Source organism: Pseudomonas sp. FBCC-B35 (genome assembly GCF_059133755.1).
On the sequence record NZ_CP101439.1, the window covers coordinates 4258559 to 4278837 of the forward strand.

The following is a 20279-nucleotide window of genomic DNA, read 5'->3' on the forward strand; positions in this document are numbered from 1 at the left end:
GCATCTACGCGACGCTTTGCCGCGTACTGGCAGGGCGCCGTATAATTCTTCGTTTATGCCCGCCGAGCGAGGCCGCAGTGGACAAGATCCTGATTCGTGGGGCACGTACCCACAACCTGAAGAACATCGACCTGACCCTGCCCCGGGACAAGCTCATCGTCATTACCGGCCTGTCGGGCTCGGGCAAGTCATCCCTGGCCTTCGATACGCTGTACGCCGAGGGCCAGCGTCGTTATGTGGAATCGCTGTCGGCGTATGCCCGCCAGTTCCTCTCGATGATGGAAAAGCCTGACGTCGATACCATCGAAGGGCTGTCACCGGCCATTTCCATCGAACAGAAATCCACCTCACACAACCCCCGCTCCACCGTCGGCACCATCACCGAGATCTACGACTACTTGCGCCTGCTGTACGCCAGGGTCGGGACACCCCGCTGCCCAGACCATGACATACCCCTGGAAGCGCAAACGGTCAGCCAGATGGTCGACCTGGTACTGGAGCGCCCGGAAGGCAGCAAGTTGATGCTCCTGGCCCCGGTCATCCGTGAGCGCAAGGGTGAGCACCTGGCGGTGTTCGACGAGCTGCGCGCCCAAGGCTTCGTCCGCGCCCGCGTCAACGGCAAACTCTACGAACTGGACGAGTTGCCCAAGCTGGACAAGCAGAAAAAGCACAGTATCGATGTGGTGGTCGATCGTTTCAAAGTGCGTGCCGATCTTCAGCAGCGATTGGCCGAGTCGTTCGAGACCGCGTTGAAGCTGGCGGATGGTATCGCGCTGATCGCTCCCATGGACGACGAGAAAGGCGAAGAGACCATTTTTTCGGCGCGCTTTGCCTGCCCCATTTGCGGTCATGCGATCAGCGAACTGGAACCCAAGCTGTTCTCGTTCAACAACCCGGCCGGTGCCTGCCCGACCTGTGACGGCCTGGGCGTGAAGCAGTATTTCGATACCAAGCGCCTGGTCAATGCGGAACTGACCTTGGCCGAAGGCGCCATTCGCGGGTGGGATCGCCGTAACGTCTACTACTTCCAGATGCTGGGGTCGCTGGCTGCGCATTACGACTTCAGCCTGGACGAAGCATTCGGCGAGCTTGCGCCGGAGCATCAGAAGGTGATCCTGCAAGGCAGCGGCAAGCACAGCGTGGACTTCAAGTACCTCAACGACCGGGGTGACATCGTCAAGCGCTCGCACCCGTTCGAAGGGATCATCCCCAACCTGGAACGCCGCTACCGCGAAACCGAGTCCAATACCGTACGCGAGGAACTGGCCAAGTACCTGGGCACCCAGCCGTGCCCGGACTGCCGTGGCACGCGGCTGCGGCGCGAGGCGCGTCATGTGTGGGTCGGTGAGAAGACGCTGCCGGCGGTCGCCAACATGCCGATCGGTGACGCCAGTGGCTACTTCAGCACGCTGACCCTGACCGGTCGCCGTGGCGAAATCGCGGCCAAGATTCTCAAGGAAATCTGCGAACGGTTGCAGTTCCTGGTGAACGTGGGCCTGGATTACCTCACCCTTGACCGTAGCGCAGAAACCCTGTCCGGTGGTGAGGCTCAGCGCATCCGCCTCGCCAGCCAGATCGGGGCAGGCTTGGTGGGGGTGATGTATATCCTGGACGAGCCGTCAATTGGCCTTCATCAGCGCGACAACGATCGCTTGCTCGCCACCCTCAATCACCTGCGTGATCTGGGCAACACCGTAATCGTCGTCGAGCATGACGAGGATGCGATCCGCCTGGCGGACTACGTGGTGGACATTGGGCCAGGGGCCGGCGTGCATGGCGGCAAGATCGTCGCTGAGGGTACGCCTCAGGAAGTCATGGACCACCCGGACTCCGTAACCGGCCAGTACCTGTCCGGCCGTAGAAAGATCGTGGTCCCTGCCAAGCGCACACCGCGCGACAAAAAGCTGCAGCTCAAGCTCAAGGGCGCACGTGGCAACAACCTTCAGAACGTCGATCTGGAAATCCCCATCGGGCTGCTGACCTGCGTGACCGGCGTCTCAGGCTCCGGCAAGTCCACGCTCATCAACAACACCCTGTTCCCGCTCGCAGCCACCGCCCTGAACGGCGCGAGCAGCCTGGAAGCGGCGCCCCATGCCAGCATGGACGGGTTGCAGCACCTGGACAAGGTGGTGGATATCGACCAGAGCCCCATCGGCCGCACCCCCCGGTCCAACCCTGCCACCTACACAGGGATCTTCACGCCGATCCGCGAGCTGTTCTCTGGGGTGCCTGAATCACGCTCGCGCGGGTATGGCCCAGGCCGGTTCTCGTTCAACGTGAAAGGCGGGCGCTGCGAAGCGTGCCAGGGCGACGGCCTGATCAAGGTGGAAATGCATTTCCTCCCGGACATCTACGTGCCTTGCGATGTGTGCAAGAGCAAGCGCTACAACCGCGAAACGCTGGAGATCAAGTACAAGGGCAAGAACATCCACGAGGTGCTGGAAATGACCATCGAGGATGCGCGTGAGTTCTTCGATGCGGTGCCTGCATTGGCGCGCAAGCTCCAGACCCTGATGGACGTAGGGCTTTCCTACATCAAGCTAGGTCAATCGGCGACGACGCTTTCGGGGGGCGAAGCCCAGCGCGTGAAGCTGTCACGGGAGCTGTCCAAGCGCGATACCGGTAAGACCTTGTATATCCTGGACGAGCCTACTACGGGCCTGCACTTCGCCGATATCCAGCAGCTGCTGGACGTTCTACACCGGCTTCGTGACCATGGCAACACCGTGGTGGTCATCGAGCACAACCTGGACGTCATCAAGACAGCCGATTGGCTGGTGGACCTCGGGCCGGAGGGCGGCTCAAAGGGTGGGCAGATCATCGCATGCGGTACGCCCGAGGAACTGAGCAAGATGAAACAATCCTACACCGGGCACTACCTCAAGCCTCTGCTGGAGCGAGACCGAGCGTGATGAACGTGAAGGGGCGCCTAGGCGCCCCTTTCTTATCGGCTCATCGCTTTCATGCTAGAGCCACTACAAGGCCCAAGCACAATGCAATCGAAGCATTACATCTGTGATTGCAGGTAATTCTGCAGACCGATCGCCTTGATCAAGCCTTGCTGCTTCTCGAGCCAATAGGTGTGATCTTCCTCGGTATCGGCCAATTGCGCGCGCAGAATGTCACGGCTCACATAATCCTTGTGCAGTTCGCACAACTCGATCCCCTTGCAAAGCGCCGCTCGCACTTTGTATTCGAGCTTCAAATCCGCTTCGATCATTTCAGGGACAGTGGTTCCCACTTCGAGATCGTCCGCACGCATGTCCGGGGTGCCCTCGAGCATGAGAATGCGGCGCATCAAAGCGTCAGCGTGCTGCGCCTCTTCTTCCATCTCATGGTTGATGCGCTCGTAGAGCTTGGTCAGGCCCCAGTCTTCGTACATGCGCGAGTGAATGAAGTACTGGTCACGTGCAGCCAGTTCGCCCTTCAGCAGCATGACGAGGTAATTGATGACGTCTGGGTGGCCTTGCATCGCCGGGGTTCTCCATGTGAAAGCGTGTATGCCGCATAGTGTGAACCACGTTGTGCGCCTGGTCACTGAAAACCGCGCGACTCACTGGAAAAAATCGGGCAAACGGTAGTGATATTCATTGAAAAACCGCCCAAATGAGGGCGGTTATTCTTATCACTTCGACTTAGGCGATATTCATCCCAAGCGCCTTTGCGACACCTGCCCCGTAAGCGGGATCGGCTTTGAAGAAGTATTGCAATTGACGCTGGATGACATCGTCGGTAACTCCGGACATGGCCCCCGCAATGTTGTTGACCAGTAGCTCCTGCTGCGCCTGGCTCATCAGCCGGAACAGGGCGCCCGCGTGGCTGAAGTAATCGGTGTCCTCGCGATGATCATACCGGTCGGCCAAACCATTCAGCGCAAGCCCAGGCTCACCATGACGCGGCGATTGCTTGGGAGCATCCGCGTAGCTGTTGGGCTCATAATTGGGTGCCCCACCGTAGGTACCCAGCGCCATCGAGCCATCACGCTGGTAGCTGTTGACAGCACACCGGGGGGCATTCACCGGCAATTGCTGATGGTTGGTGCCTACCCGATAGCGGTGCGCATCGGCATAGGCGAACACGCGGCCTTGCAGCATGCGATCAGGTGACAGCCCCACCCCAGGCACCATGTTGCTCGGACCGAATGCAGCCTGCTCGACTTCGGCGAAGTAGTTCAGTGGGTTGCGGTTGAGCTCCAGTACACCCACTTCGATCAGCGGGTAATCTTTCTGCGACCAGGTCTTGGTCACGTCGAACGGATTTTCGGAACGGTTCGCGGCCTCTGCTTCAGCCATGACCTGAATGCACACCGTCCAGCGCGGGTGGTCGCCACGCTCGATGGCCTCGTACAGGTCGCGCTGGGCGTAATCCGGATCGGTGCCGGCCAGACGCGCAGCTTCAGCAGGCGCCAGGTTCTTGATGCCCTGCTGGGTCTTGAAGTGCCATTTGACCCACGTACGCTGACCGTCGGCGCTGATCAAGCTGTAGGTATGGCTGCCGAAGCCGTGCATATGCCGATAACCGTCGGGGATACCGCGGTCCGAAAACAAGATCGTGACCTGGTGCAGCGCTTCCGGCGAATGAGACCAGAAGTCCCACATCATTTGGGCATTCTTCAGATTGGTCTGAGGATGGCGTTTTTGCGTGTGAATGAAGTCTGGAAACTTCAGTGGATCACGGATGAAGAACACCGGCGTGTTATTGCCGACGATGTCCCAGTTGCCTTCTTCCGTATAGAACTTGACCGCAAACCCTCGTGGGTCACGCTCTGTGTCGGCCGAGCCACGCTCCCCACCTACCGTGGAAAATCGCAGAAACGTTTCGGTCTGCTTGCCAATTTGCTCAAACAGTTTCGCACTGGTGAGGTGAGTAATGTCGCGCGTCACCGTGAACGTACCGTAGGCACCAGAGCCTTTGGCATGCACACGTCGCTCAGGGATGTTTTCGCGGTTGAAATGCGCCAGCTTCTCGATCAGGTGGAAGTCATCGAGCAGCAGTGGACCGCGTTGACCTGCGGTACGGGAATTCTGGTTATCCGCTACAGGTGCACCGCTGGCGGTAGTAAGCGTTTTGCTCATGGGCTCTCCTCGATCAGTCTCAAATGCCTGTTTATCGGCTTGAGAGGATTATCAGCAGAATTAGCCCCACCTGGAAATTTATTGAATTACTGAATGTGATAGATAGTTTTAATAACCTGAAATACAAAAAACCGGGCACTAGGCCCGGTTCTTTGTAGCAGACAAAACGTCTTACTCGGCAGCTTCTACAGCACCACCGACTGGACGATCAACCAGCTCGACGTACGCCATTGGCGCGTTGTCGCCAGCGCGGAAACCGCACTTCAGGATGCGCAGGTAACCGCCCTGACGGGTGGCGTAGCGCTTGCCCAGATCGTTGAACAGTTTACCAACAGCGGACTTCGAACGGGTACGGTCGAAGGCCAGACGACGGTTGGCAACGCTGTCTTCCTTGGCCAGGGTGATCAGCGGCTCGGCAACGCGACGCAGTTCCTTGGCTTTCGGCAGGGTGGTTTTGATCAGCTCGTGCTCGATCAACGACACTGCCATGTTCTGGAACATAGCCTTGCGGTGAGAGCTGGTGCGGCTCAGGTGACGTCCACTTTTACGATGACGCATGATTCATTCCTTACCAAACACTACGTTCGGTGATTACGACGATCAGGCGGTCGCCTTGTCGTCTTTCTTAAGACTTGCAGGCGGCCAGTTGTCGAGGCGCATGCCGAGAGACAGACCACGAGAGGCCAGGACGTCCTTGATTTCAGTCAGGGACTTCTTGCCAAGGTTAGGAGTCTTCAACAGCTCTACTTCGGTACGCTGAATCAGGTCGCCGATGTAGTAGATGTTCTCCGCCTTCAGGCAGTTGGCCGAACGTACAGTCAGTTCCAGGTCGTCAACCGGACGTAGCAGGATCGGATCGATCTCGTCTTCCTGCTCGACTACGACAGGCTCACTGTCACCTTTGAGGTCGACGAACGCGGCCAACTGCTGTTGCAGGATGGTCGCGGCGCGGCGGATAGCCTCTTCAGGATCCAGGGTGCCGTTGGTTTCCAGATCAATGACCAGCTTGTCCAAGTTGGTACGCTGTTCAACACGTGCGTTCTCGACCACATAGGCGATACGACGCACAGGGCTGAACGAAGCGTCCAACTGCAGACGGCCAATGCTACGGCTTTCGTCTTCGTCGGTCTGACGGGAGTCGGCCGGCTCGTAACCGCGACCACGAGCTACAGTGAGCTTCATGTTCAGGGCGCCATTCGACGCCAGGTTCGCGATTACGTGATCGGGGTTGACGATCTCGACATCGTGATCCAGCTGAATATCGGCAGCGGTAACCACCCCCGAACCCTTTTTCGACAAGGTCAGCGTAACTTCGTCACGACCGTGCAGTTTGATAGCCAGGCCTTTCAGGTTCAACAGGATTTCAATGACATCTTCCTGTACACCTTCGATCGCGGAGTACTCGTGGAGTACGCCATCGATCTCGGCCTCGACTACTGCACAGCCAGGCATGGAGGACAACAGGATGCGGCGCAGCGCGTTGCCCAGGGTATGGCCGAAGCCACGCTCGAGAGGCTCGAGCGTGATCTTGGCGCGGGTCGGACTGACTACCTGCACATCAATGTGGCGGGGAGTCAGGAACTCATTTACCGAAATCTGCATGGATGCACCTATTTTCTAGCCCTTACTTGGAGTAGAGCTCGACAATCAGGTTTTCGTTGATGTCGGCAGACAGGTCGCTGCGAGCAGGAACGTTCTTGAAAACGCCCGACTTTTTGGCAGCATCCACGTCAACCCACTCAACGCGGCCACGCTGGGCACACAGTTCAAGGGCTTGAACAATGCGCAGCTGGTTCAGCGACTTCTCACGAACCGCGACCACGTCACCCGGACGAACTTGGTAGGATGGAATGTTTACAGTCTTACCGTTGACGCTGATCGCTTTGTGCGAAACCAGCTGACGGGACTCGGAACGAGTCGAGCCGAAGCCCATACGGTAAACGACGTTATCCAGACGGCACTCGAGCAGTTGCAGCAGGTTCTCACCGGTTGCGCCTTTTTTCGAGGCAGCAGCTTGGTAGTAACCGCGGAACTGACGCTCCAGAACACCGTAGATACGACGGACTTTTTGTTTCTCGCGCAGCTGGGTACCGTAGTCGGACTGACGGCCACGGCGCTGGCCGTGGATACCTGGGGCTGCTTCGATGTTGCACTTCGATTCCAGAGCGCGAACGCCGCTCTTCAGGAACAGATCGGTGCCTTCACGACGAGACAGTTTGCATTTTGGACCAATGTAACGTGCCATTTATCTGTCTCCTGATTACACGCGACGCTTCTTCGGCGGACGGCACCCGTTATGCGGGATTGGCGTCACGTCGGTGATGCTGGCGATCTTGTAGCCGCAGCTGTTCAATGCACGAACGGCGGACTCACGACCTGGACCTGGACCCTTGACGTTTACGTCGAGGTTCTTCAGACCGTATTCCAGCGCAGCTTGACCAGCACGCTCAGCAGCGATCTGGGCTGCGAACGGGGTGGATTTGCGCGAACCACGGAAACCCGAACCACCGGAGGTCGCCCAGGACAAAGCATTGCCCTGACGGTCGGTGATGGTCACGATGGTGTTGTTAAAAGAGGCGTGGATGTGGGCGATGCCATCAACCACTGTCTTTTTGACTTTTTTACGAGGACGAGCAGCAGGTTTTGCCATGTCTATATTCCTGGGCGATTACTTGCGGATCGGCTTACGCGGGCCCTTACGGGTGCGTGCGTTGGTCTTGGTGCGCTGACCGCGAACCGGCAGACCTTTACGATGACGCAGGCCGCGGTAGCAACCCAGGTCCATCAAGCGCTTGATCTTCATGTTTACGTCACGGCGCAGGTCACCTTCGGTGGTGAACTTCGCGACTTCGCCACGCAGGGTTTCGATTTGCTCGTCGCTCAGATCCTTGATCTTAGCGGCTGGATTTACACCAGCATCTACACAGATTTTCTGTGCAGTAGTGCGACCGACACCATAGATGTAGGTCAGCGAGATAACAGTATGCTTGTTATCTGGAATGTTAACGCCTGCAATACGGGCCATTCAGTGGGACTCCAATTGACAGCTACCTACGCCCCGGAAGCCAAGAAATAGGGCGCGAGATAATATCGCTGTAGAAACAAATAATCAACCCAGCAGCACACTAGCTGCTGGGTTTGAAGCGCGAATCACACTCAGCCTTGGCGCTGTTTGTGACGCGGTTCCGCGCTGCAGATCACTCGTACGACGCCTTCGCGACGGATGATCTTGCAGTTGCGGCACAGCTTTTTCACCGATGCACGAACTTTCATTACCGACTCCTCGAACCTTAGGGGCTTATCAGCGCAGCAAACCGCTGCCACCGTAGCCTTTCAGGTTGGCTTTCTTCATCAGGGATTCGTACTGGTGCGAAACGAGGTGCGATTGTACTTGGGACATGAAGTCCATCACAACCACTACCACAATCAGCAACGAGGTCCCGCCAAGGTAGAACGGCACATTTGCTGCCACCACCAGGAACTGGGGCAGAAGGCAGACGGCCATCATGTAAAGAGCACCGAACATGGTCAGACGAGTCAGAACGCCATCAATGTAGCGCGCCGACTGCTCACCAGGACGGATACCCGGAATAAAGGCACCGGACTTCTTCAGGTTTTCCGCTACGTCTTTCGGATTGAACATCAATGCTGTGTAGAAGAAGCAGAAGAAAATGATCCCTGCACTAAACAGCAGAATGTTCAACGGCTGACCAGGAGCGATCGACTGCGAGATGTCCTGCAGCCAGCCCATACCTTCGGACTGACCGAACCAGGCACCCAGCGAAGCCGGGAACAGCAAGATGCTGCTCGCGAAGATGGCCGGGATAACCCCCGCCATGTTCACCTTCAGCGGCAAGTGGCTGGTCTGCGCAGCGAAGACCTTGCGGCCCTGCTGGCGCTTGGCGTAATGAACGGCAATACGCCGCTGACCACGCTCGATGAACACCACGAAACCGATGATCGCTACTGCCAGCAAACCGATAGCGACCAGGGCGAAAATGTTGATATCACCCGTGCGTGCAGACTCGAAAGACTGCCCGATTGCTCTCGGAAGACCGGCAACGATACCTGCGAAAATCAACATCGAGATACCGTTGCCCACACCGCGCTCGGTGATCTGCTCGCCCAGCCACATCATGAACATTGCGCCTGCCACAAAGGTGGAGACGGCAACGACATGGAAGCCGAGGCCTACAGAAAACGCCACGCCCTGGTTGGCCAGGCCAATGGACATGCCAATGGCTTGGACCAGCGCCAGGATAACGGTGCCGTAGCGGGTGTACTGGCTGATCTTGCGACGGCCAGCTTCACCTTCCTTCTTCAACTGCTCCAGTTGCGGACTGACCGCGGTCATCAGCTGCATGATGATCGATGCCGAAATGTACGGCATGATCCCCAATGCAAAGATGCTCATGCGCTCAAGCGCGCCACCGGAAAACATGTTGAACAAGCTAAGAATGGTCCCCTCATTCTGCCGAAACAGATCCGCCAGACGGTCCGGATTGATGCCGGGAACCGGGATATGCGCACCTATCCGATAGACGATGATCGCCATGAACAGAAAGCGCAGACGAGCCCAGAGTTCCGACATCCCGCCCTTACCGAGCGAAGAGAGAGCACCTTGCTTAGCCATTTATTCCTCGAACTTGCCGCCAGCTGCTTCGATAGCCGCACGCGCACCCTTGGTGGCTGCGATACCCTTGATGGTGACTGCGCGAGTGACTTCGCCAGACAGCATGATTTTCACACGCTGTACGTTCTGGCCGATCACGTTGGCATCCTTCAGGGATTGCACGGAGATCACGTCGCCGTCCACTTTGGCCAACTCGGACAGACGCACTTCTGCGCGGTCCATGGCTTTCAGGGAAACGAAGCCGAACTTCGGCAGACGACGGTGCAGCGGCTGTTGACCGCCTTCGAAGCCCGGAGCGATGGTGCCACCGGAACGGGAGGTCTGACCTTTGTGACCACGGCCACCAGTCTTACCCAAACCGCTACCGATACCACGGCCCGGACGATGCTTCTCGCGACGGGAACCCGGCGCTGGACTCAGATCATTGAGTTTCATTGATTAACCCTCGACCTTCAGCATGTAGTAAGCCTTGTTGATCATCCCGCGGTTCTCGGGAGTATCTTGGACTTCTACAGTGTGACCGATGCGACGCAGACCCAGGCCTTTAACGCACAGAATGTGGTTAGGCAGACGGCCGGCGGTGCTTTTGATCAGCGTTACTTTAACGGTTGCCATGATCAGAAGATCTCCTCGACGCTCTTGCCGCGCTTGGCAGCAATGGATTCAGGAGATTGCATGGCTTTCAGACCCTTGAAGGTGGCGTAAACCACGTTCACTGGGTTGGTCGAACCGTAGCACTTGGCCAGAACGTTCTGAACACCAGCAACTTCCAGGACAGCACGCATTGCGCCACCGGCGATGATACCGGTACCTTCCGAGGCAGGCTGCATGTAAACCTTCGAGGCGCCGTGGGCGGCCTTGGTGGCGTACTGCAGAGTGGTGCCCTTCAGGTCTACCTGAATCATGTTGCGACGAGCAGCTTCCATGGCTTTCTGGATCGCGGCAGGTACTTCGCGCGACTTGCCACGGCCGAAGCCAACACGACCCTTGCCATCACCCACCACGGTCAGCGCGGTGAAGGTGAAGATACGGCCGCCTTTTACGGTTTTGGCAACGCGGTTAACTTGAACCAGCTTCTCGATGTAGCCTTCGTCGCGCTTTTGATCGTTATTTGCCATAACTTAGAACTCCAGCCCGCCTTCACGAGCAGCATCAGCCAGCGCTTTGACGCGGCCATGGTACTTGAAGCCGGAACGGTCAAAGGCAACTTGAGATACACCGGCGGCTTTCGCGCGCTCAGCTACCAGCTTGCCAACCTTAGTGGCCGCGTCGATGTTGCCAGTGGCGCCATCACGCAGGTCTTTGTCCAAGGTCGAGGCGCTTGCCAGAACCTTGCTGCCGTCGGCCGAAATGACCTGGGCGTAGATATGCTGCGAGGAGCGGAACACGCACAGGCGCACGACTTCGAGTTCGTGCATCTTGAGACGTGCTTTGCGAGCGCGACGCAGTCGAGTAACTTTTTTGTCGGTCATTTGCTAGGCCCTACTTCTTCTTGGCTTCTTTACGACGGACTACTTCGTCCGCGTAACGCACACCCTTGCCTTTGTAAGGCTCTGGCGGACGGAAATCGCGGATTTCAGCGGCCACCTGACCCACCAGCTGCTTATCGATACCCTTGATCAGGATGTCGGTTTGGCTTGGGGTTTCTGCGGTGATACCGGCTGGCAGTTCGTAGTCCACTGGATGCGAGAAGCCCAGAGCCAGGTTCAGGACGGTGCCTTTTGCCTGTGCCTTGTAACCAACACCGACCAGCTGGAGCTTGCGCTCGAAGCCTTGGCTTACGCCTTGGACCATGTTGTTCACCAGAGCGCGGGTAGTACCGGCCATGGCGCGAGCTTGCTGATCACCGTTGCGAGCGACGAAGCGCAGTTCGCCGGACTCTTCGGTAACTTCAACAGACGAGTGAACGTTCAGTTCGAGAGTGCCCTTGGCACCCTTCACCGAAAGCTGCTGGCCGGCGAATTTTACTTCGACGCCTGCTGGCAGCTTAACGGGGTTCTTAGCGACGCGAGACATGCCTATCTCCCCTTAGAACACTGTGCACAGAACTTCGCCGCCGACACCGGCAGCGCGCGCAGCGCGGTCAGTCATCACACCTTTGTTGGTGGAGACGATAGACACGCCCAGGCCGCCACGTACTTTCGGCAGATCTGTGACGGACTTGTACTGGCGCAGGCCTGGACGGCTGGAGCGCTTCAGTTCCTCGATGACCGGACGGCCTTCGAAGTACTTGAGTTCGATCGACAGGGAAGGCTTGGCTTCACCAGTTACCTGGTAACCAGCGATGTAACCTTCATCTTTCAGAACTTTGGCAACCGCGACCTTCAGGGTGGAGGAAGGCATGCTTACGACGGACTTTTCAGCCATCTGGGCATTACGGATGCGAGTTAGCATGTCCGCTAACGGGTCCTGCATACTCATGGGCTAGATGCTCCTGATACAAGAATTATTAGCCTTGCGGCTATCACAACCACCTGAACAGGCAGGGCACGAAGCCCAGGCTCAGGTGAGCCGGTCATTCTAGACACAAGCCAGAAACGAAACAAGCCCCATGTAGGGGCTTGTTCGTGGGAAGCGTCACCGGCGGTCGGAAGATTAACCTCCTACGCCGACGACTCAACCTGCAGCGATTACCAGGAGGCCTTGACCAAACCTGGTACGTCGCCACGCATTGCCGCTTGACGCAGCATGTTACGGCCCAGGCCGAACTTACGGTATACACCGTGAGGACGACCGGTCAGGCGGCAACGGTTGCGCAGGCGTGCAGCGCTAGCATCGCGAGGCTGCTTCTGCAGAGCGACAACGGCAGCGAAACGCTCTTCAGGAGAGGCGTTCAGATTGACGATGGTCGCTTTCAGCTCAGCGCGCTTTTTAGCGTACTTGGCTACCGTTTGCTGACGCTTCAGCTCACGGTTTTTCATGCTCTTCTTGGCCATTTTCCTACTCCAATCAGTTGCGGAACGGGAACTTGAAAGCACGCAGCAGAGCGCGGCCTTCGTCGTCCGAACGAGCAGTGGTGGTCAGGGTGATGTCCAAACCGCGCAGAGCATCGATCTTGTCGTAGTCGATTTCCGGGAAGATGATCTGCTCTTTCACGCCCATGCTGTAGTTGCCACGACCGTCGAAGGACTTGGCATTCAGGCCGCGGAAGTCGCGAACCCGAGGCAGGGAGATCGCCAGCAGGCGGTCCAGGAATTCGTACATCTTGTCGCTACGCAGGGTCACCTTGACGCCGATCGGCCAGCCTTCGCGGACTTTGAAGCCAGCGATGGATTTGCGAGCGAATGTCACGACCGGCTTTTGACCGGTGATCTTTTCCAGGTCGGCAACAGCGTGCTCGATGACCTTCTTGTCACCGATCGCTTCGCCCAGACCCATGTTCAGGGTGATTTTGGTAACGCGCGGAACTTCCATCACGTTCGACAGCTTAAGTTCATCCTTAAGCTTAGGAGCGATCTCGTTCCGGTAAATCTCTTTCAGTCGTGCCATGGTCTTCTACCTAGCAGTGTTCAAGCATCAACCGCTTTTTGGGTCGACTTGAAGACACGAATTTTCTTACCGTCTTCTACTTTGAAACCAACGCGGTCAGCCTTGTTGGTTTCACCGTTGAAGATGGCAACGTTGGAAGCGTGCAGAGGCGCTTCTTTTTCGACGATACCGCCCTGAACGCCCGCCATCGGGTTAGGCTTGGTATGACGCTTGACCAGGTTCACACCACCGATGACCAGACGGTCGTCAGCGAGAACCTTCAGCACCTTACCGCGCTTACCTTTGTCTTTGCCGGCGATCACGATGATCTCGTCGTCACGACGAATCTTTTGCATGTCGGATCTCCTTACAGCACTTCAGGGGCGAGCGAGACGATCTTCATGAACTTCTCAGTACGAAGTTCACGGGTCACTGGCCCGAAGATGCGAGTGCCGATCGGCTCTTGCTTGTTGTTCAGCAGAACAGCAGCGTTGCCGTCGAAACGAATGATGGAACCGTCAGCGCGACGAACACCGTGACGGGTGCGCACGACAACAGCAGTCATCACTTGGCCTTTTTTGACCTTACCGCGCGGAATTGCTTCCTTGACGGTAACTTTGATGATGTCACCGATGCCGGCGTAACGGCGGTGAGAACCGCCGAGCACCTTGATGCACATGACGCGACGAGCGCCGCTGTTATCGGCCACATCGAGCATGGATTGAGTCTGAATCATAAAATTTCTCCGACCCCTAGCCCTTAGACTTCAACAGCGCGTTCGAGGACTTCAACCAGTGCCCAGGACTTGGTCTTGGCCAGCGGACGGGTTTCGGTAATGGAAACCTTGTCGCCGATCTTGCACTGATTGGTTTCGTCGTGCGCGTGCAGCTTAGTCGAACGCTTAACGTATTTACCGTAGATCGGGTGCTTAACGCGACGCTCGATCAGAACGGTGATGGTCTTGTCCATTTTGTCGCTGACGACACGGCCAGTCAGCGTACGGACGGTTTTTTCAGCTTCAGCCATGATCACTTACCTGCCTGCTGGTTGAGCACAGTCTTCACGCGAGCGATGTCACGCTTGACTTGCGAGAGCAGGTGCGACTGCCCCAACTGGCCAGTTGCTTTCTGCATACGCAGATTGAACTGGTCGCGCAGCAAGCCGAGCAGTTGCTCGTTCAGTTGCTGTGCGGATTTTTCACGAAGTTCATTCGCTTTCATCACATCACCGTCCGCTTAACAAAGGAGGTGGCGAGAGGCAGCTTCGCAGCGGCCAGAGCGAAAGCTTCGCGCGCCAGCTCTTCAGAAACACCCTCGATCTCGTACAGGACTTTGCCTGGCTGGATCTGGGCAACCCAGTACTCAACGGAACCCTTACCTTTACCCATACGAACCTCGAGAGGTTTCTTGGAGATCGGCTTGTCCGGGAATACACGGATCCAGATCTTGCCGCCACGTTTTACGTGACGGGTCAGCGCACGACGTGCGGACTCGATCTGGCGGGCGGTGAGGCGACCGCGAGCAACAGCTTTCAGGGCGAATTCGCCGAAGCTGACTTTGCTACCGCGCAGTGCCAGACCACGGTTGTGGCCAGTCATCTGCTTGCGGAATTTTGTACGCTTAGGTTGCAACATTTGGCGTACCCCTTACTTAGCAGCTTTTTTACGAGGCGCTGGTGCTTGTGGTTTCAGTTCTTCTTGGCGACCACCAATAACTTCGCCTTTGAAAATCCAAACCTTCACACCGATCACACCGTAAGTGGTGTGAGCTTCGTAGGTGTTGTAGTCGATATCGGCACGCAGGGTGTGCAGAGGCACACGACCTTCGCGATACCACTCGGTACGAGCAATCTCAGCGCCGCCGAGACGACCGCTCACCTGGATCTTGATGCCCTTGGCACCAATACGCATGGCGTTCTGTACGGCGCGCTTCATGGCGCGACGGAACATAACGCGGCGTTCCAGCTGCTGAGCTACGCTTTGCGCAACCAGCATGGCGTCGAGTTCCGGCTTGCGGATCTCTTCGATGTTGATGTGCACAGGCACACCCATCTGCTTGGTCAGGTCCTGGCGCAGCTTCTCGACATCCTCACCTTTCTTCCCGATAACGATACCTGGACGAGCGGTGTGGATGGTGATGCGTGCAGTTTGAGCCGGACGATGAATATCGATACGGCTTACGGACGCGCTTTTTAGTTTGTCGTGGAGGTACTCACGCGTTTTCAGATCCTTCAACAGGTAATCTGCGTAAGTAGCACCGTCTGCGTACCAGACGGAGGTGTGCTCCTTGACGATTCCCAGGCGAATGCCAGTGGGATGTACTTTCTGACCCATCTGATCGACTCCGTTACTTGTCCGCAACCTTGACAGTGATATGGCAAGACCGCTTGACGATGCGATCAGCACGGCCTTTGGCACGTGGCATGATGCGCTTCAGCGAACGCCCTTCGTTGACGAAGACGGTGGAGACCTTCAGGTCATCAACGTCTGCGCCTTCGTTGTGTTCGGCGTTGGCTACGGCCGACTCGAGGACTTTCTTCATGATTTCAGCGGCTTTTTTGCTGCTGAAGGCCAACAGGTTGAGCGCTTCGCCCACCTTCTTCCCGCGGATCTGGTCGGCGACCAAGCGGGCTTTCTGGGCGGAGATTCGAGCGCCCGACAACTTAGCGGCTACTTCCATTTCCTTACCCCTTAACGCTTGGCTTTCTTGTCAGCCACGTGCCCGCGATAGGTGCGGGTACCGGCGAACTCGCCCAGTTTGTGGCCGACCATGTCTTCGTTCACGAGAACTGGAACATGCTGGCGACCGTTGTGAACCGCGATGGTCAGACCGACCATTTGTGGCAGGATCATCGAGCGACGCGACCAGGTTTTAACTGGTTTGCGATCGTTCTTCTCCACCGCCACTTCGACCTTCTTCAAGAGGTGAAGATCGATAAAAGGACCTTTTTTCAGAGAACGTGGCACTGTCGTATCCCTCTAGTTACTTGCGACGACGGACGATCATGTTGTCGGTACGCTTATTACCACGGGTTTTAGCACCCTTGGTTGGGAAGCCCCATGGCGATACCGGATGACGACCACCGGAGGTACGACCTTCACCACCACCATGTGGGTGGTCAACCGGGTTCATGGCAACACCACGAACGGTTGGGCGAACGCCGCGCCAGCGTTTGGCACCAGCTTTACCCAGCGAACGCAGGCTGTGCTCGGAGTTCGAGACTTCGCCCAGGGTCGCACGGCACTCAGCCAGGACTTTACGCATTTCACCAGAGCGCAGACGCAGGGTCACGTAGACACCTTCACGAGCGATCAGCTGAGCCGAAGCACCAGCGGAACGAGCGATCTGTGCACCTTTACCCGGCTTCAGTTCGATGCCGTGAATGGTGCTACCTACTGGAATGTTGCGCAGCTGCAGGGAGTTACCGGCCTTGATTGGGGCCAGGGCACCTGCGATCAGCTGGTCGCCAGCGCTCACGCCTTTAGGGGCGATGATGTAGCGACGCTCACCGTCTGCGTAGCACAGCAGGGCGATGTGAGCAGTACGGTTTGGATCGTATTCGATACGCTCGACAGTGGCTGGGATGCCATCTTTGTCGTTGCGACGGAAGTCGACCAGACGGTAATGCTGCTTATGACCACCACCTACGTGACGCGTAGTGATGCGGCCATTGTTGTTACGACCACCAGACTTCGATTTTTTCTCGAGCAGCGGTGCGTGAGGAGCGCCTTTATGCAGCTCCTTGTTGACCACCTTGACCACGAAACGGCGGCCAGGGGAAGTCGGTTTGCATTTAACGATTGCCATGATGCACCCCTTCCTTACTCAGCACTGCTGCTGAAATCGAGATCTTGGCCTGGCTGAAGGGAGACGATCGCCTTCTTCCAGTCATTACGCTTGCCCAGACCACGTGCGGTACGCTTGGTTTTACCCAGAACGTTAACGGTCGACACGTTTTCAACTTTTACGTTGAACAGGCCTTCGACAGCTTTCTTGATTTCCAGCTTGGTTGCGTCAGTAGCAACCTTGAATACGAACTGGCCTTTCTTCTCAGCCAGAACGGTAGCCTTCTCGGAAACGTGCGGGCCAAGGAGGACTTTGAATACGCGTTCCTGGTTCATCCCAGCAGCTCCTCGAATTTCTTCACGGCCGAGACAGTGATCAACACTTTCTCGTATGCGATCAGACTGACCGGGTCGGAACCTTGTACGTCACGAACGTCGACGTGCGGCAGGTTACGAGCAGCCAGGTACAGGTTCTGATCAACAGCGTCGGAAACGATCAACACATCGCTCAGACCCATGCCGTTCAGCTTGTTCAGCAGATCTTTGGTTTTCGGTGCTTCAACAGCGAAGTCCTGAACCACGACCAGACGGTCGCTACGCACCAGCTCAGCGAGGATGGAGCGCAGAGCTGCGCGATACATCTTCTTGTTGAGCTTCTGCGAGTGATCTTGAGGGCGAGCTGCGAAGGTTACACCACCGCCACGCCAGATCGGACCACGAGTGGTACCAGCACGAGCACGGCCAGTACCCTTCTGACGCCATGGGCGCTTACCGCCACCAGCCACGTCGGAACGGGTCTTTTGCTGCTTGGTGCCCTGACGGCCGCCGGCCATGTAGGCCACGACTGCTTGGTGTACCAGCGTCTCGTTGAATTCGCCACCGAAAGTCAGTTCGGAAACTTCGATCGCCTGAGCGTCATTTACATTAAGTTGCATGTCAGTTTCCCCTTAACCGCGAGCCTTGACAGCTGGACGTACAACCACGTCGCCGCCAGTAGCGCCTGGAACGGCACCCTTGACCAGCAACAGGTTGCGCTCAGCGTCTACGCGAACAACTTCCAGGGACTGAACAGTCACGCGCTCGGCGCCCATGTGACCGGACATCTTCTTGCCCTTGAACACACGACCAGGAGTCTGGCACTGGCCGATGGAACCTGGGACACGGTGCGACACGGAGTTACCGTGGGTGTTGTCCTGGCCACGGAAGTTCCAGCGCTTGATGGTACCGGCGAAGCCTTTACCCTTGGACTGACCAGTAACGTCTACCAGCTGGCCTGCAGTGAAGAGTTCAGCTTTGATCAGATCGCCAGCCTGGAAATCGCCTTCTTCAAGACGGAACTCCCAAACACCGCGACCAGCAGCAACGTTGGCCTTGGCAAAGTGGCCTGCCTGAGCGGCAGTCACGCGCGAAGCACGACGCTCGCCGACAGTGACTTGCACTGCACGGTAGCCATCGGTTTCTTCAGTTTTGAACTGGGTGACGCGATTCGGCTCGATCTCAATGACCGTGACCGGAATGGAGACACCTTCTTCGGTGAAAATGCGGGTCATACCGCACTTGCGACCGATTACACCAATAGTCATGTTGTAAACCTCATGAGTGTACGGGGCTTTCACCCGCTATGGCCGCCCATTTCAGAGCGTTACACGACCAGACCGAAGTCTTAGCCGAGGCTGATCTGTACTTCCACACCTGCCGCCAGATCAAGCTTCATCAGCGCGTCAACGGTTTTATCCGTTGGCTGGACGATGTCCAGAACACGCTTATGAGTGCGAATCTCGTACTGATCACGCGCGTCTTTGTTGACGTGCGGGGAGACCAGAACGGTGAAACGCTCTTTGCGGGTAGGCAGTGGAATTGGACCACGCACTTGTGCACCAGTACGTTTCGCGGTTTCCACGATTTCCTGGGTGGATTGGTCGATCAGGCGATGGTCGAAAGCCTTCAACCTGATACGGATTTGCTGATTTTGCATTGGATTTCAGACTCCAGGCTGTTCCCAACGGACGCACTACGCCCGCTAAAAGGAGGCGTGATTCTATAGATGCCCCCATTTGGTGTCAACCCAATAAAAAAAGCCCCCGCTGAGCGGGGGCTTTTTCAATCGGTCGAGTGATTACTCGATGATTTTGGCTACGACGCCGGCGCCGACGGTACGACCGCCTTCACGGATAGCGAAGCGCAGACCGTCTTCCATTGCGATGGTCTTGATCAGGGTAACAGTCATCTGAATGTTGTCACCTGGCATTACCATTTCAACGCCTTCCGGCAGTTCGCAGTTACCGGTCACGTCAGTGGTACGGAAGTAGAACTGAGGACGGTAGCCTTTGAAGAACGGAGTGTGACGACCGCCTTCTTCTTTCGACAGAACGTAGACTTCTGCGGTGAACTTGGTGTGCGGCTTGACCGAACCTGGCTTGACCAGAACCTGGCCACGCTCAACGTCGTCACGCTTGGTACCACGCAGCAGAACGCCGCAGTTCTCGCCAGCACGGCCTTCGTCCAGCAGCTTGCGGAACATCTCAACACCGGTGCAGGTGGTGGTGGTGGTGTCACGCAGACCAACGATTTCCAGCGGATCCTGAACGCGGACGATACCACGCTCGATACGACCGGTTACAACGGTACCACGACCCGAGATCGAGAACACGTCTTCGATCGGCATCAGGAAAGGCTGGTCGATGGCACGAACTGGCTCAGGGATGTAGGAATCCAGAGTTTCTACCAGCTTCTTAACAGCGGTAGTGCCCATTTCGTTGTCGTCTTTGCCTTCCAGCGCCATACGAGCCGAACCGATGATGATCGGGGTGTCGTCGCCTGGGAAGTCGTAGGTGGACAGCAGGTCGCGAACTTCCATCTCGACCAGTTCCAGCAGCTCAGCGTCGTCTACCAGGTCAGCCTTGTTCAGGAAGACCACGATGTACGGAACGCCAACCTGACGGGACAGCAGGATGTGCTCACGGGTTTGTGGCATCGGACCATCGGCGGCCGAGCAAACCAGGATCGCGCCGTCCATCTGGGCAGCACCGGTGATCATGTTCTTCACGTAGTCAGCGTGACCTGGGCAGTCAACGTGAGCGTAGTGACGAATGGTCGAGTTGTACTCAACGTGAGCGGTGTTGATGGTGATACCGCGCGCTTTTTCTTCCGGAGCCGAGTCGATCTTGTCGAACTCAACGACTGCCGAACCGAATACTTCGGAGCAGACGCGAGTCAGAGCTGCGGTCAGAGTGGTCTTACCGTGGTCAACGTGGCCGATAGTGCCGACGTTAACGTGGGGAAGGGAACGATCAAATTTTTCTTTAGCCACGACAGTGAA

Annotated in this window: 32 protein-coding genes; 1 reads left to right on the forward strand and 31 read right to left on the reverse strand. The window is 57.0% G+C overall.

Annotated features, from left to right (window positions below):
- The first annotated feature begins 77 nt into the window (after positions 1-77).
- Positions 78-2912: an excinuclease ABC subunit UvrA gene (gene uvrA, locus NMB38_RS19375; RefSeq protein ID WP_028687678.1), complete on the forward strand. Its 2835-nt coding sequence runs from the start codon at positions 78-80 to the stop codon at positions 2910-2912.
- A 95-nt stretch (positions 2913-3007) separates the two neighbouring features.
- On the opposite strand, the gene bfr is transcribed toward uvrA, so the two are convergent.
- The 31 genes from bfr to tuf all read right to left on the reverse strand — a co-directional run bounded on the left by bfr (position 3008) and on the right by tuf (position 20270).
- A complete protein-coding gene (bfr, locus tag NMB38_RS19380; protein WP_023534970.1) occupies positions 3008-3472 on the reverse strand; it encodes a bacterioferritin in 465 nt (154 codons plus the stop codon).
- A 163-nt stretch (positions 3473-3635) separates the two neighbouring features.
- A complete protein-coding gene (locus tag NMB38_RS19385; protein ID WP_027915106.1) occupies positions 3636-5075 on the reverse strand; it encodes a catalase in 1440 nt (479 codons plus the stop codon).
- A 171-nt stretch (positions 5076-5246) separates the two neighbouring features.
- Positions 5247-5633: a 50S ribosomal protein L17 gene (rplQ, locus tag NMB38_RS19390; RefSeq protein ID WP_003255451.1), complete on the reverse strand. Its 387-nt coding sequence runs from the start codon at positions 5631-5633 to the stop codon at positions 5247-5249.
- Positions 5634-5675: 42 nt separating this feature from the next.
- Complete coding sequence (locus tag NMB38_RS19395) at positions 5676-6677, reverse strand: DNA-directed RNA polymerase subunit alpha (protein ID WP_003255452.1); 1002 nt, start codon at positions 6675-6677, stop codon at positions 5676-5678.
- A gap of 22 nt (positions 6678-6699) precedes the next feature.
- Complete coding sequence (rpsD, locus tag NMB38_RS19400) at positions 6700-7320, reverse strand: 30S ribosomal protein S4 (RefSeq protein ID WP_003257114.1); 621 nt, start codon at positions 7318-7320, stop codon at positions 6700-6702.
- A 15-nt stretch (positions 7321-7335) separates the two neighbouring features.
- Positions 7336-7725 (reverse strand): 30S ribosomal protein S11, encoded by a 390-nt coding sequence (gene rpsK / locus NMB38_RS19405; protein WP_003255454.1) that lies wholly within the window; start codon positions 7723-7725, stop codon positions 7336-7338.
- 18 nt (positions 7726-7743) lie between these two features.
- Positions 7744-8100, reverse strand: coding sequence for a 30S ribosomal protein S13 (gene rpsM / locus NMB38_RS19410; protein WP_009681976.1), 357 nt, complete (start codon positions 8098-8100; stop codon positions 7744-7746).
- Between the two features lie 131 nt (positions 8101-8231).
- Positions 8232-8348: a 50S ribosomal protein L36 gene (gene rpmJ / locus NMB38_RS19415; RefSeq protein WP_002555468.1), complete on the reverse strand. Its 117-nt coding sequence runs from the start codon at positions 8346-8348 to the stop codon at positions 8232-8234.
- 28 nt (positions 8349-8376) lie between these two features.
- Positions 8377-9708 (reverse strand): preprotein translocase subunit SecY, encoded by a 1332-nt coding sequence (gene secY / locus NMB38_RS19420; RefSeq protein ID WP_003257108.1) that lies wholly within the window; start codon positions 9706-9708, stop codon positions 8377-8379.
- Positions 9709-10143, reverse strand: a complete 435-nt coding sequence (rplO, locus tag NMB38_RS19425; protein ID WP_023535012.1) for a 50S ribosomal protein L15 — start codon at positions 10141-10143, stop codon at positions 9709-9711.
- A 3-nt stretch (positions 10144-10146) separates the two neighbouring features.
- The gene (rpmD, locus tag NMB38_RS19430; RefSeq protein ID WP_023535007.1) at positions 10147-10323 is read right to left on the reverse strand and encodes a 50S ribosomal protein L30; all 177 of its coding nucleotides are present in this window, start codon (positions 10321-10323) and stop codon (positions 10147-10149) included.
- 2 nt (positions 10324-10325) lie between these two features.
- Entirely contained in the window at positions 10326-10826 is a 501-nt protein-coding gene (gene rpsE / locus NMB38_RS19435) for a 30S ribosomal protein S5 (protein ID WP_003255465.1), read from the reverse strand.
- A gap of 3 nt (positions 10827-10829) precedes the next feature.
- Positions 10830-11180, reverse strand: coding sequence for a 50S ribosomal protein L18 (gene rplR / locus NMB38_RS19440; protein ID WP_008089801.1), 351 nt, complete (start codon positions 11178-11180; stop codon positions 10830-10832).
- A 10-nt stretch (positions 11181-11190) separates the two neighbouring features.
- Positions 11191-11724, reverse strand: coding sequence for a 50S ribosomal protein L6 (gene rplF / locus NMB38_RS19445; RefSeq protein ID WP_009681972.1), 534 nt, complete (start codon positions 11722-11724; stop codon positions 11191-11193).
- 12 nt (positions 11725-11736) lie between these two features.
- The gene (gene rpsH, locus NMB38_RS19450; protein ID WP_008089805.1) at positions 11737-12129 is read right to left on the reverse strand and encodes a 30S ribosomal protein S8; all 393 of its coding nucleotides are present in this window, start codon (positions 12127-12129) and stop codon (positions 11737-11739) included.
- A 209-nt stretch (positions 12130-12338) separates the two neighbouring features.
- On the reverse strand, positions 12339-12644 hold the full coding sequence (rpsN, locus tag NMB38_RS19455; protein ID WP_023534988.1) for a 30S ribosomal protein S14: 306 nt from the start codon (positions 12642-12644) through the stop codon (positions 12339-12341).
- Between the two features lie 13 nt (positions 12645-12657).
- On the reverse strand, positions 12658-13197 hold the full coding sequence (gene rplE / locus NMB38_RS19460) for a 50S ribosomal protein L5 (RefSeq protein ID WP_023535025.1): 540 nt from the start codon (positions 13195-13197) through the stop codon (positions 12658-12660).
- A gap of 20 nt (positions 13198-13217) precedes the next feature.
- A complete protein-coding gene (gene rplX / locus NMB38_RS19465; protein ID WP_003255476.1) occupies positions 13218-13532 on the reverse strand; it encodes a 50S ribosomal protein L24 in 315 nt (104 codons plus the stop codon).
- 11 nt (positions 13533-13543) lie between these two features.
- Complete coding sequence (rplN, locus tag NMB38_RS19470; protein ID WP_002555479.1) at positions 13544-13912, reverse strand: 50S ribosomal protein L14; 369 nt, start codon at positions 13910-13912, stop codon at positions 13544-13546.
- Positions 13913-13935: 23 nt separating this feature from the next.
- Positions 13936-14202: a 30S ribosomal protein S17 gene (gene rpsQ, locus NMB38_RS19475; RefSeq protein WP_023534981.1), complete on the reverse strand. Its 267-nt coding sequence runs from the start codon at positions 14200-14202 to the stop codon at positions 13936-13938.
- 2 nt (positions 14203-14204) lie between these two features.
- On the reverse strand, positions 14205-14396 hold the full coding sequence (gene rpmC, locus NMB38_RS19480) for a 50S ribosomal protein L29 (protein WP_002555481.1): 192 nt from the start codon (positions 14394-14396) through the stop codon (positions 14205-14207).
- Complete coding sequence (rplP, locus tag NMB38_RS19485; RefSeq protein ID WP_003255479.1) at positions 14396-14809, reverse strand: 50S ribosomal protein L16; 414 nt, start codon at positions 14807-14809, stop codon at positions 14396-14398. The genes rpmC and rplP overlap by 1 nt, the downstream gene beginning before the upstream one ends.
- 12 nt (positions 14810-14821) lie before the next feature.
- Positions 14822-15508 (reverse strand): 30S ribosomal protein S3, encoded by a 687-nt coding sequence (rpsC, locus tag NMB38_RS19490; protein ID WP_023535026.1) that lies wholly within the window; start codon positions 15506-15508, stop codon positions 14822-14824.
- A 13-nt stretch (positions 15509-15521) separates the two neighbouring features.
- Positions 15522-15854 (reverse strand): 50S ribosomal protein L22, encoded by a 333-nt coding sequence (gene rplV / locus NMB38_RS19495; protein WP_003103908.1) that lies wholly within the window; start codon positions 15852-15854, stop codon positions 15522-15524.
- A gap of 11 nt (positions 15855-15865) precedes the next feature.
- Positions 15866-16141, reverse strand: a complete 276-nt coding sequence (gene rpsS / locus NMB38_RS19500; RefSeq protein ID WP_003255482.1) for a 30S ribosomal protein S19 — start codon at positions 16139-16141, stop codon at positions 15866-15868.
- A gap of 16 nt (positions 16142-16157) precedes the next feature.
- On the reverse strand, positions 16158-16982 hold the full coding sequence (rplB, locus tag NMB38_RS19505) for a 50S ribosomal protein L2 (RefSeq protein ID WP_027915105.1): 825 nt from the start codon (positions 16980-16982) through the stop codon (positions 16158-16160).
- A gap of 14 nt (positions 16983-16996) precedes the next feature.
- Positions 16997-17296, reverse strand: coding sequence for a 50S ribosomal protein L23 (rplW, locus tag NMB38_RS19510; protein ID WP_003255484.1), 300 nt, complete (start codon positions 17294-17296; stop codon positions 16997-16999).
- Positions 17293-17895: a 50S ribosomal protein L4 gene (gene rplD / locus NMB38_RS19515; protein ID WP_003255485.1), complete on the reverse strand. Its 603-nt coding sequence runs from the start codon at positions 17893-17895 to the stop codon at positions 17293-17295. Before rplD ends, rplW begins: the two co-directional genes overlap by 4 nt.
- A gap of 12 nt (positions 17896-17907) precedes the next feature.
- Positions 17908-18543: a 50S ribosomal protein L3 gene (gene rplC / locus NMB38_RS19520; RefSeq protein ID WP_003257089.1), complete on the reverse strand. Its 636-nt coding sequence runs from the start codon at positions 18541-18543 to the stop codon at positions 17908-17910.
- Positions 18544-18623: 80 nt separating this feature from the next.
- On the reverse strand, positions 18624-18935 hold the full coding sequence (gene rpsJ, locus NMB38_RS19525) for a 30S ribosomal protein S10 (protein ID WP_003186070.1): 312 nt from the start codon (positions 18933-18935) through the stop codon (positions 18624-18626).
- 141 nt (positions 18936-19076) lie between these two features.
- The gene (gene tuf, locus NMB38_RS19530) at positions 19077-20270 is read right to left on the reverse strand and encodes an elongation factor Tu (protein ID WP_038411791.1); all 1194 of its coding nucleotides are present in this window, start codon (positions 20268-20270) and stop codon (positions 19077-19079) included.
- Between the last annotated feature and the right edge of the window lie 9 nt (positions 20271-20279).

Excerpts from the sequence above, each read along its gene's own strand:
- rplO (WP_023535012.1), bottom strand. The coding sequence starts at position 10,143 with ATGAAACTCAATGATCTGAGTCCAGCGCCGGGTTCCCGTCGCGAGAAG.
- rplN (WP_002555479.1), bottom strand. The coding sequence starts at position 13,912 with ATGATTCAGACTCAATCCATGCTCGATGTGGCCGATAACAGCGGCGCT.
- rpsN (WP_023534988.1), bottom strand. The coding sequence starts at position 12,644 with ATGGCCAAGAAGAGCATGAAAAACCGTGAGCTGAAGCGTCAGCAAACG.
- rpsK (WP_003255454.1), bottom strand. The coding sequence starts at position 7,725 with ATGGCAAAACCTGCTGCTCGTCCTCGTAAAAAAGTCAAAAAGACAGTG.
- rpsE (WP_003255465.1), bottom strand. The coding sequence starts at position 10,826 with ATGGCAAATAACGATCAAAAGCGCGACGAAGGCTACATCGAGAAGCTG.
- rpmC (WP_002555481.1), bottom strand. The coding sequence starts at position 14,396 with ATGAAAGCGAATGAACTTCGTGAAAAATCCGCACAGCAACTGAACGAG.
- rplC (WP_003257089.1), bottom strand. The coding sequence starts at position 18,543 with ATGACTATTGGTGTAATCGGTCGCAAGTGCGGTATGACCCGCATTTTC.
- NMB38_RS19385 (WP_027915106.1), bottom strand. The coding sequence starts at position 5,075 with ATGAGCAAAACGCTTACTACCGCCAGCGGTGCACCTGTAGCGGATAAC.
- rpmJ (WP_002555468.1), bottom strand. The coding sequence starts at position 8,348 with ATGAAAGTTCGTGCATCGGTGAAAAAGCTGTGCCGCAACTGCAAGATC.
- rplD (WP_003255485.1), bottom strand. The coding sequence starts at position 17,895 with ATGCAACTTAATGTAAATGACGCTCAGGCGATCGAAGTTTCCGAACTG.
- rplP (WP_003255479.1), bottom strand. The coding sequence starts at position 14,809 with ATGTTGCAACCTAAGCGTACAAAATTCCGCAAGCAGATGACTGGCCAC.
- secY (WP_003257108.1), bottom strand. The coding sequence starts at position 9,708 with ATGGCTAAGCAAGGTGCTCTCTCTTCGCTCGGTAAGGGCGGGATGTCG.
- rplW (WP_003255484.1), bottom strand. The coding sequence starts at position 17,296 with ATGAACCAGGAACGCGTATTCAAAGTCCTCCTTGGCCCGCACGTTTCC.
- rplQ (WP_003255451.1), bottom strand. The coding sequence starts at position 5,633 with ATGCGTCATCGTAAAAGTGGACGTCACCTGAGCCGCACCAGCTCTCAC.
- rplF (WP_009681972.1), bottom strand. The coding sequence starts at position 11,724 with ATGTCTCGCGTCGCTAAGAACCCCGTTAAGCTGCCAGCAGGCGTCGAA.
- rplR (WP_008089801.1), bottom strand. The coding sequence starts at position 11,180 with ATGACCGACAAAAAAGTTACTCGACTGCGTCGCGCTCGCAAAGCACGT.
- rpsQ (WP_023534981.1), bottom strand. The coding sequence starts at position 14,202 with ATGGCTGAAGCTGAAAAAACCGTCCGTACGCTGACTGGCCGTGTCGTC.
- rplV (WP_003103908.1), bottom strand. The coding sequence starts at position 15,854 with ATGGAAGTAGCCGCTAAGTTGTCGGGCGCTCGAATCTCCGCCCAGAAA.
- rpsM (WP_009681976.1), bottom strand. The coding sequence starts at position 8,100 with ATGGCCCGTATTGCAGGCGTTAACATTCCAGATAACAAGCATACTGTT.
- rpsC (WP_023535026.1), bottom strand. The coding sequence starts at position 15,508 with ATGGGTCAGAAAGTACATCCCACTGGCATTCGCCTGGGAATCGTCAAG.
- rpsH (WP_008089805.1), bottom strand. The coding sequence starts at position 12,129 with ATGAGTATGCAGGACCCGTTAGCGGACATGCTAACTCGCATCCGTAAT.
- NMB38_RS19395 (WP_003255452.1), bottom strand. The coding sequence starts at position 6,677 with ATGCAGATTTCGGTAAATGAGTTCCTGACTCCCCGCCACATTGATGTG.
- bfr (WP_023534970.1), bottom strand. The coding sequence starts at position 3,472 with ATGCAAGGCCACCCAGACGTCATCAATTACCTCGTCATGCTGCTGAAG.
- rplB (WP_027915105.1), bottom strand. The coding sequence starts at position 16,982 with ATGGCAATCGTTAAATGCAAACCGACTTCCCCTGGCCGCCGTTTCGTG.
- rpmD (WP_023535007.1), bottom strand. The coding sequence starts at position 10,323 with ATGGCAACCGTTAAAGTAACGCTGATCAAAAGCACCGCCGGCCGTCTG.
- rplX (WP_003255476.1), bottom strand. The coding sequence starts at position 13,532 with ATGCAAAAGATTCGTCGTGACGACGAGATCATCGTGATCGCCGGCAAA.
- rpsD (WP_003257114.1), bottom strand. The coding sequence starts at position 7,320 with ATGGCACGTTACATTGGTCCAAAATGCAAACTGTCTCGTCGTGAAGGC.
- rpsJ (WP_003186070.1), bottom strand. The coding sequence starts at position 18,935 with ATGCAAAATCAGCAAATCCGTATCAGGTTGAAGGCTTTCGACCATCGC.
- rplE (WP_023535025.1), bottom strand. The coding sequence starts at position 13,197 with ATGGCACGACTGAAAGAGATTTACCGGAACGAGATCGCTCCTAAGCTT.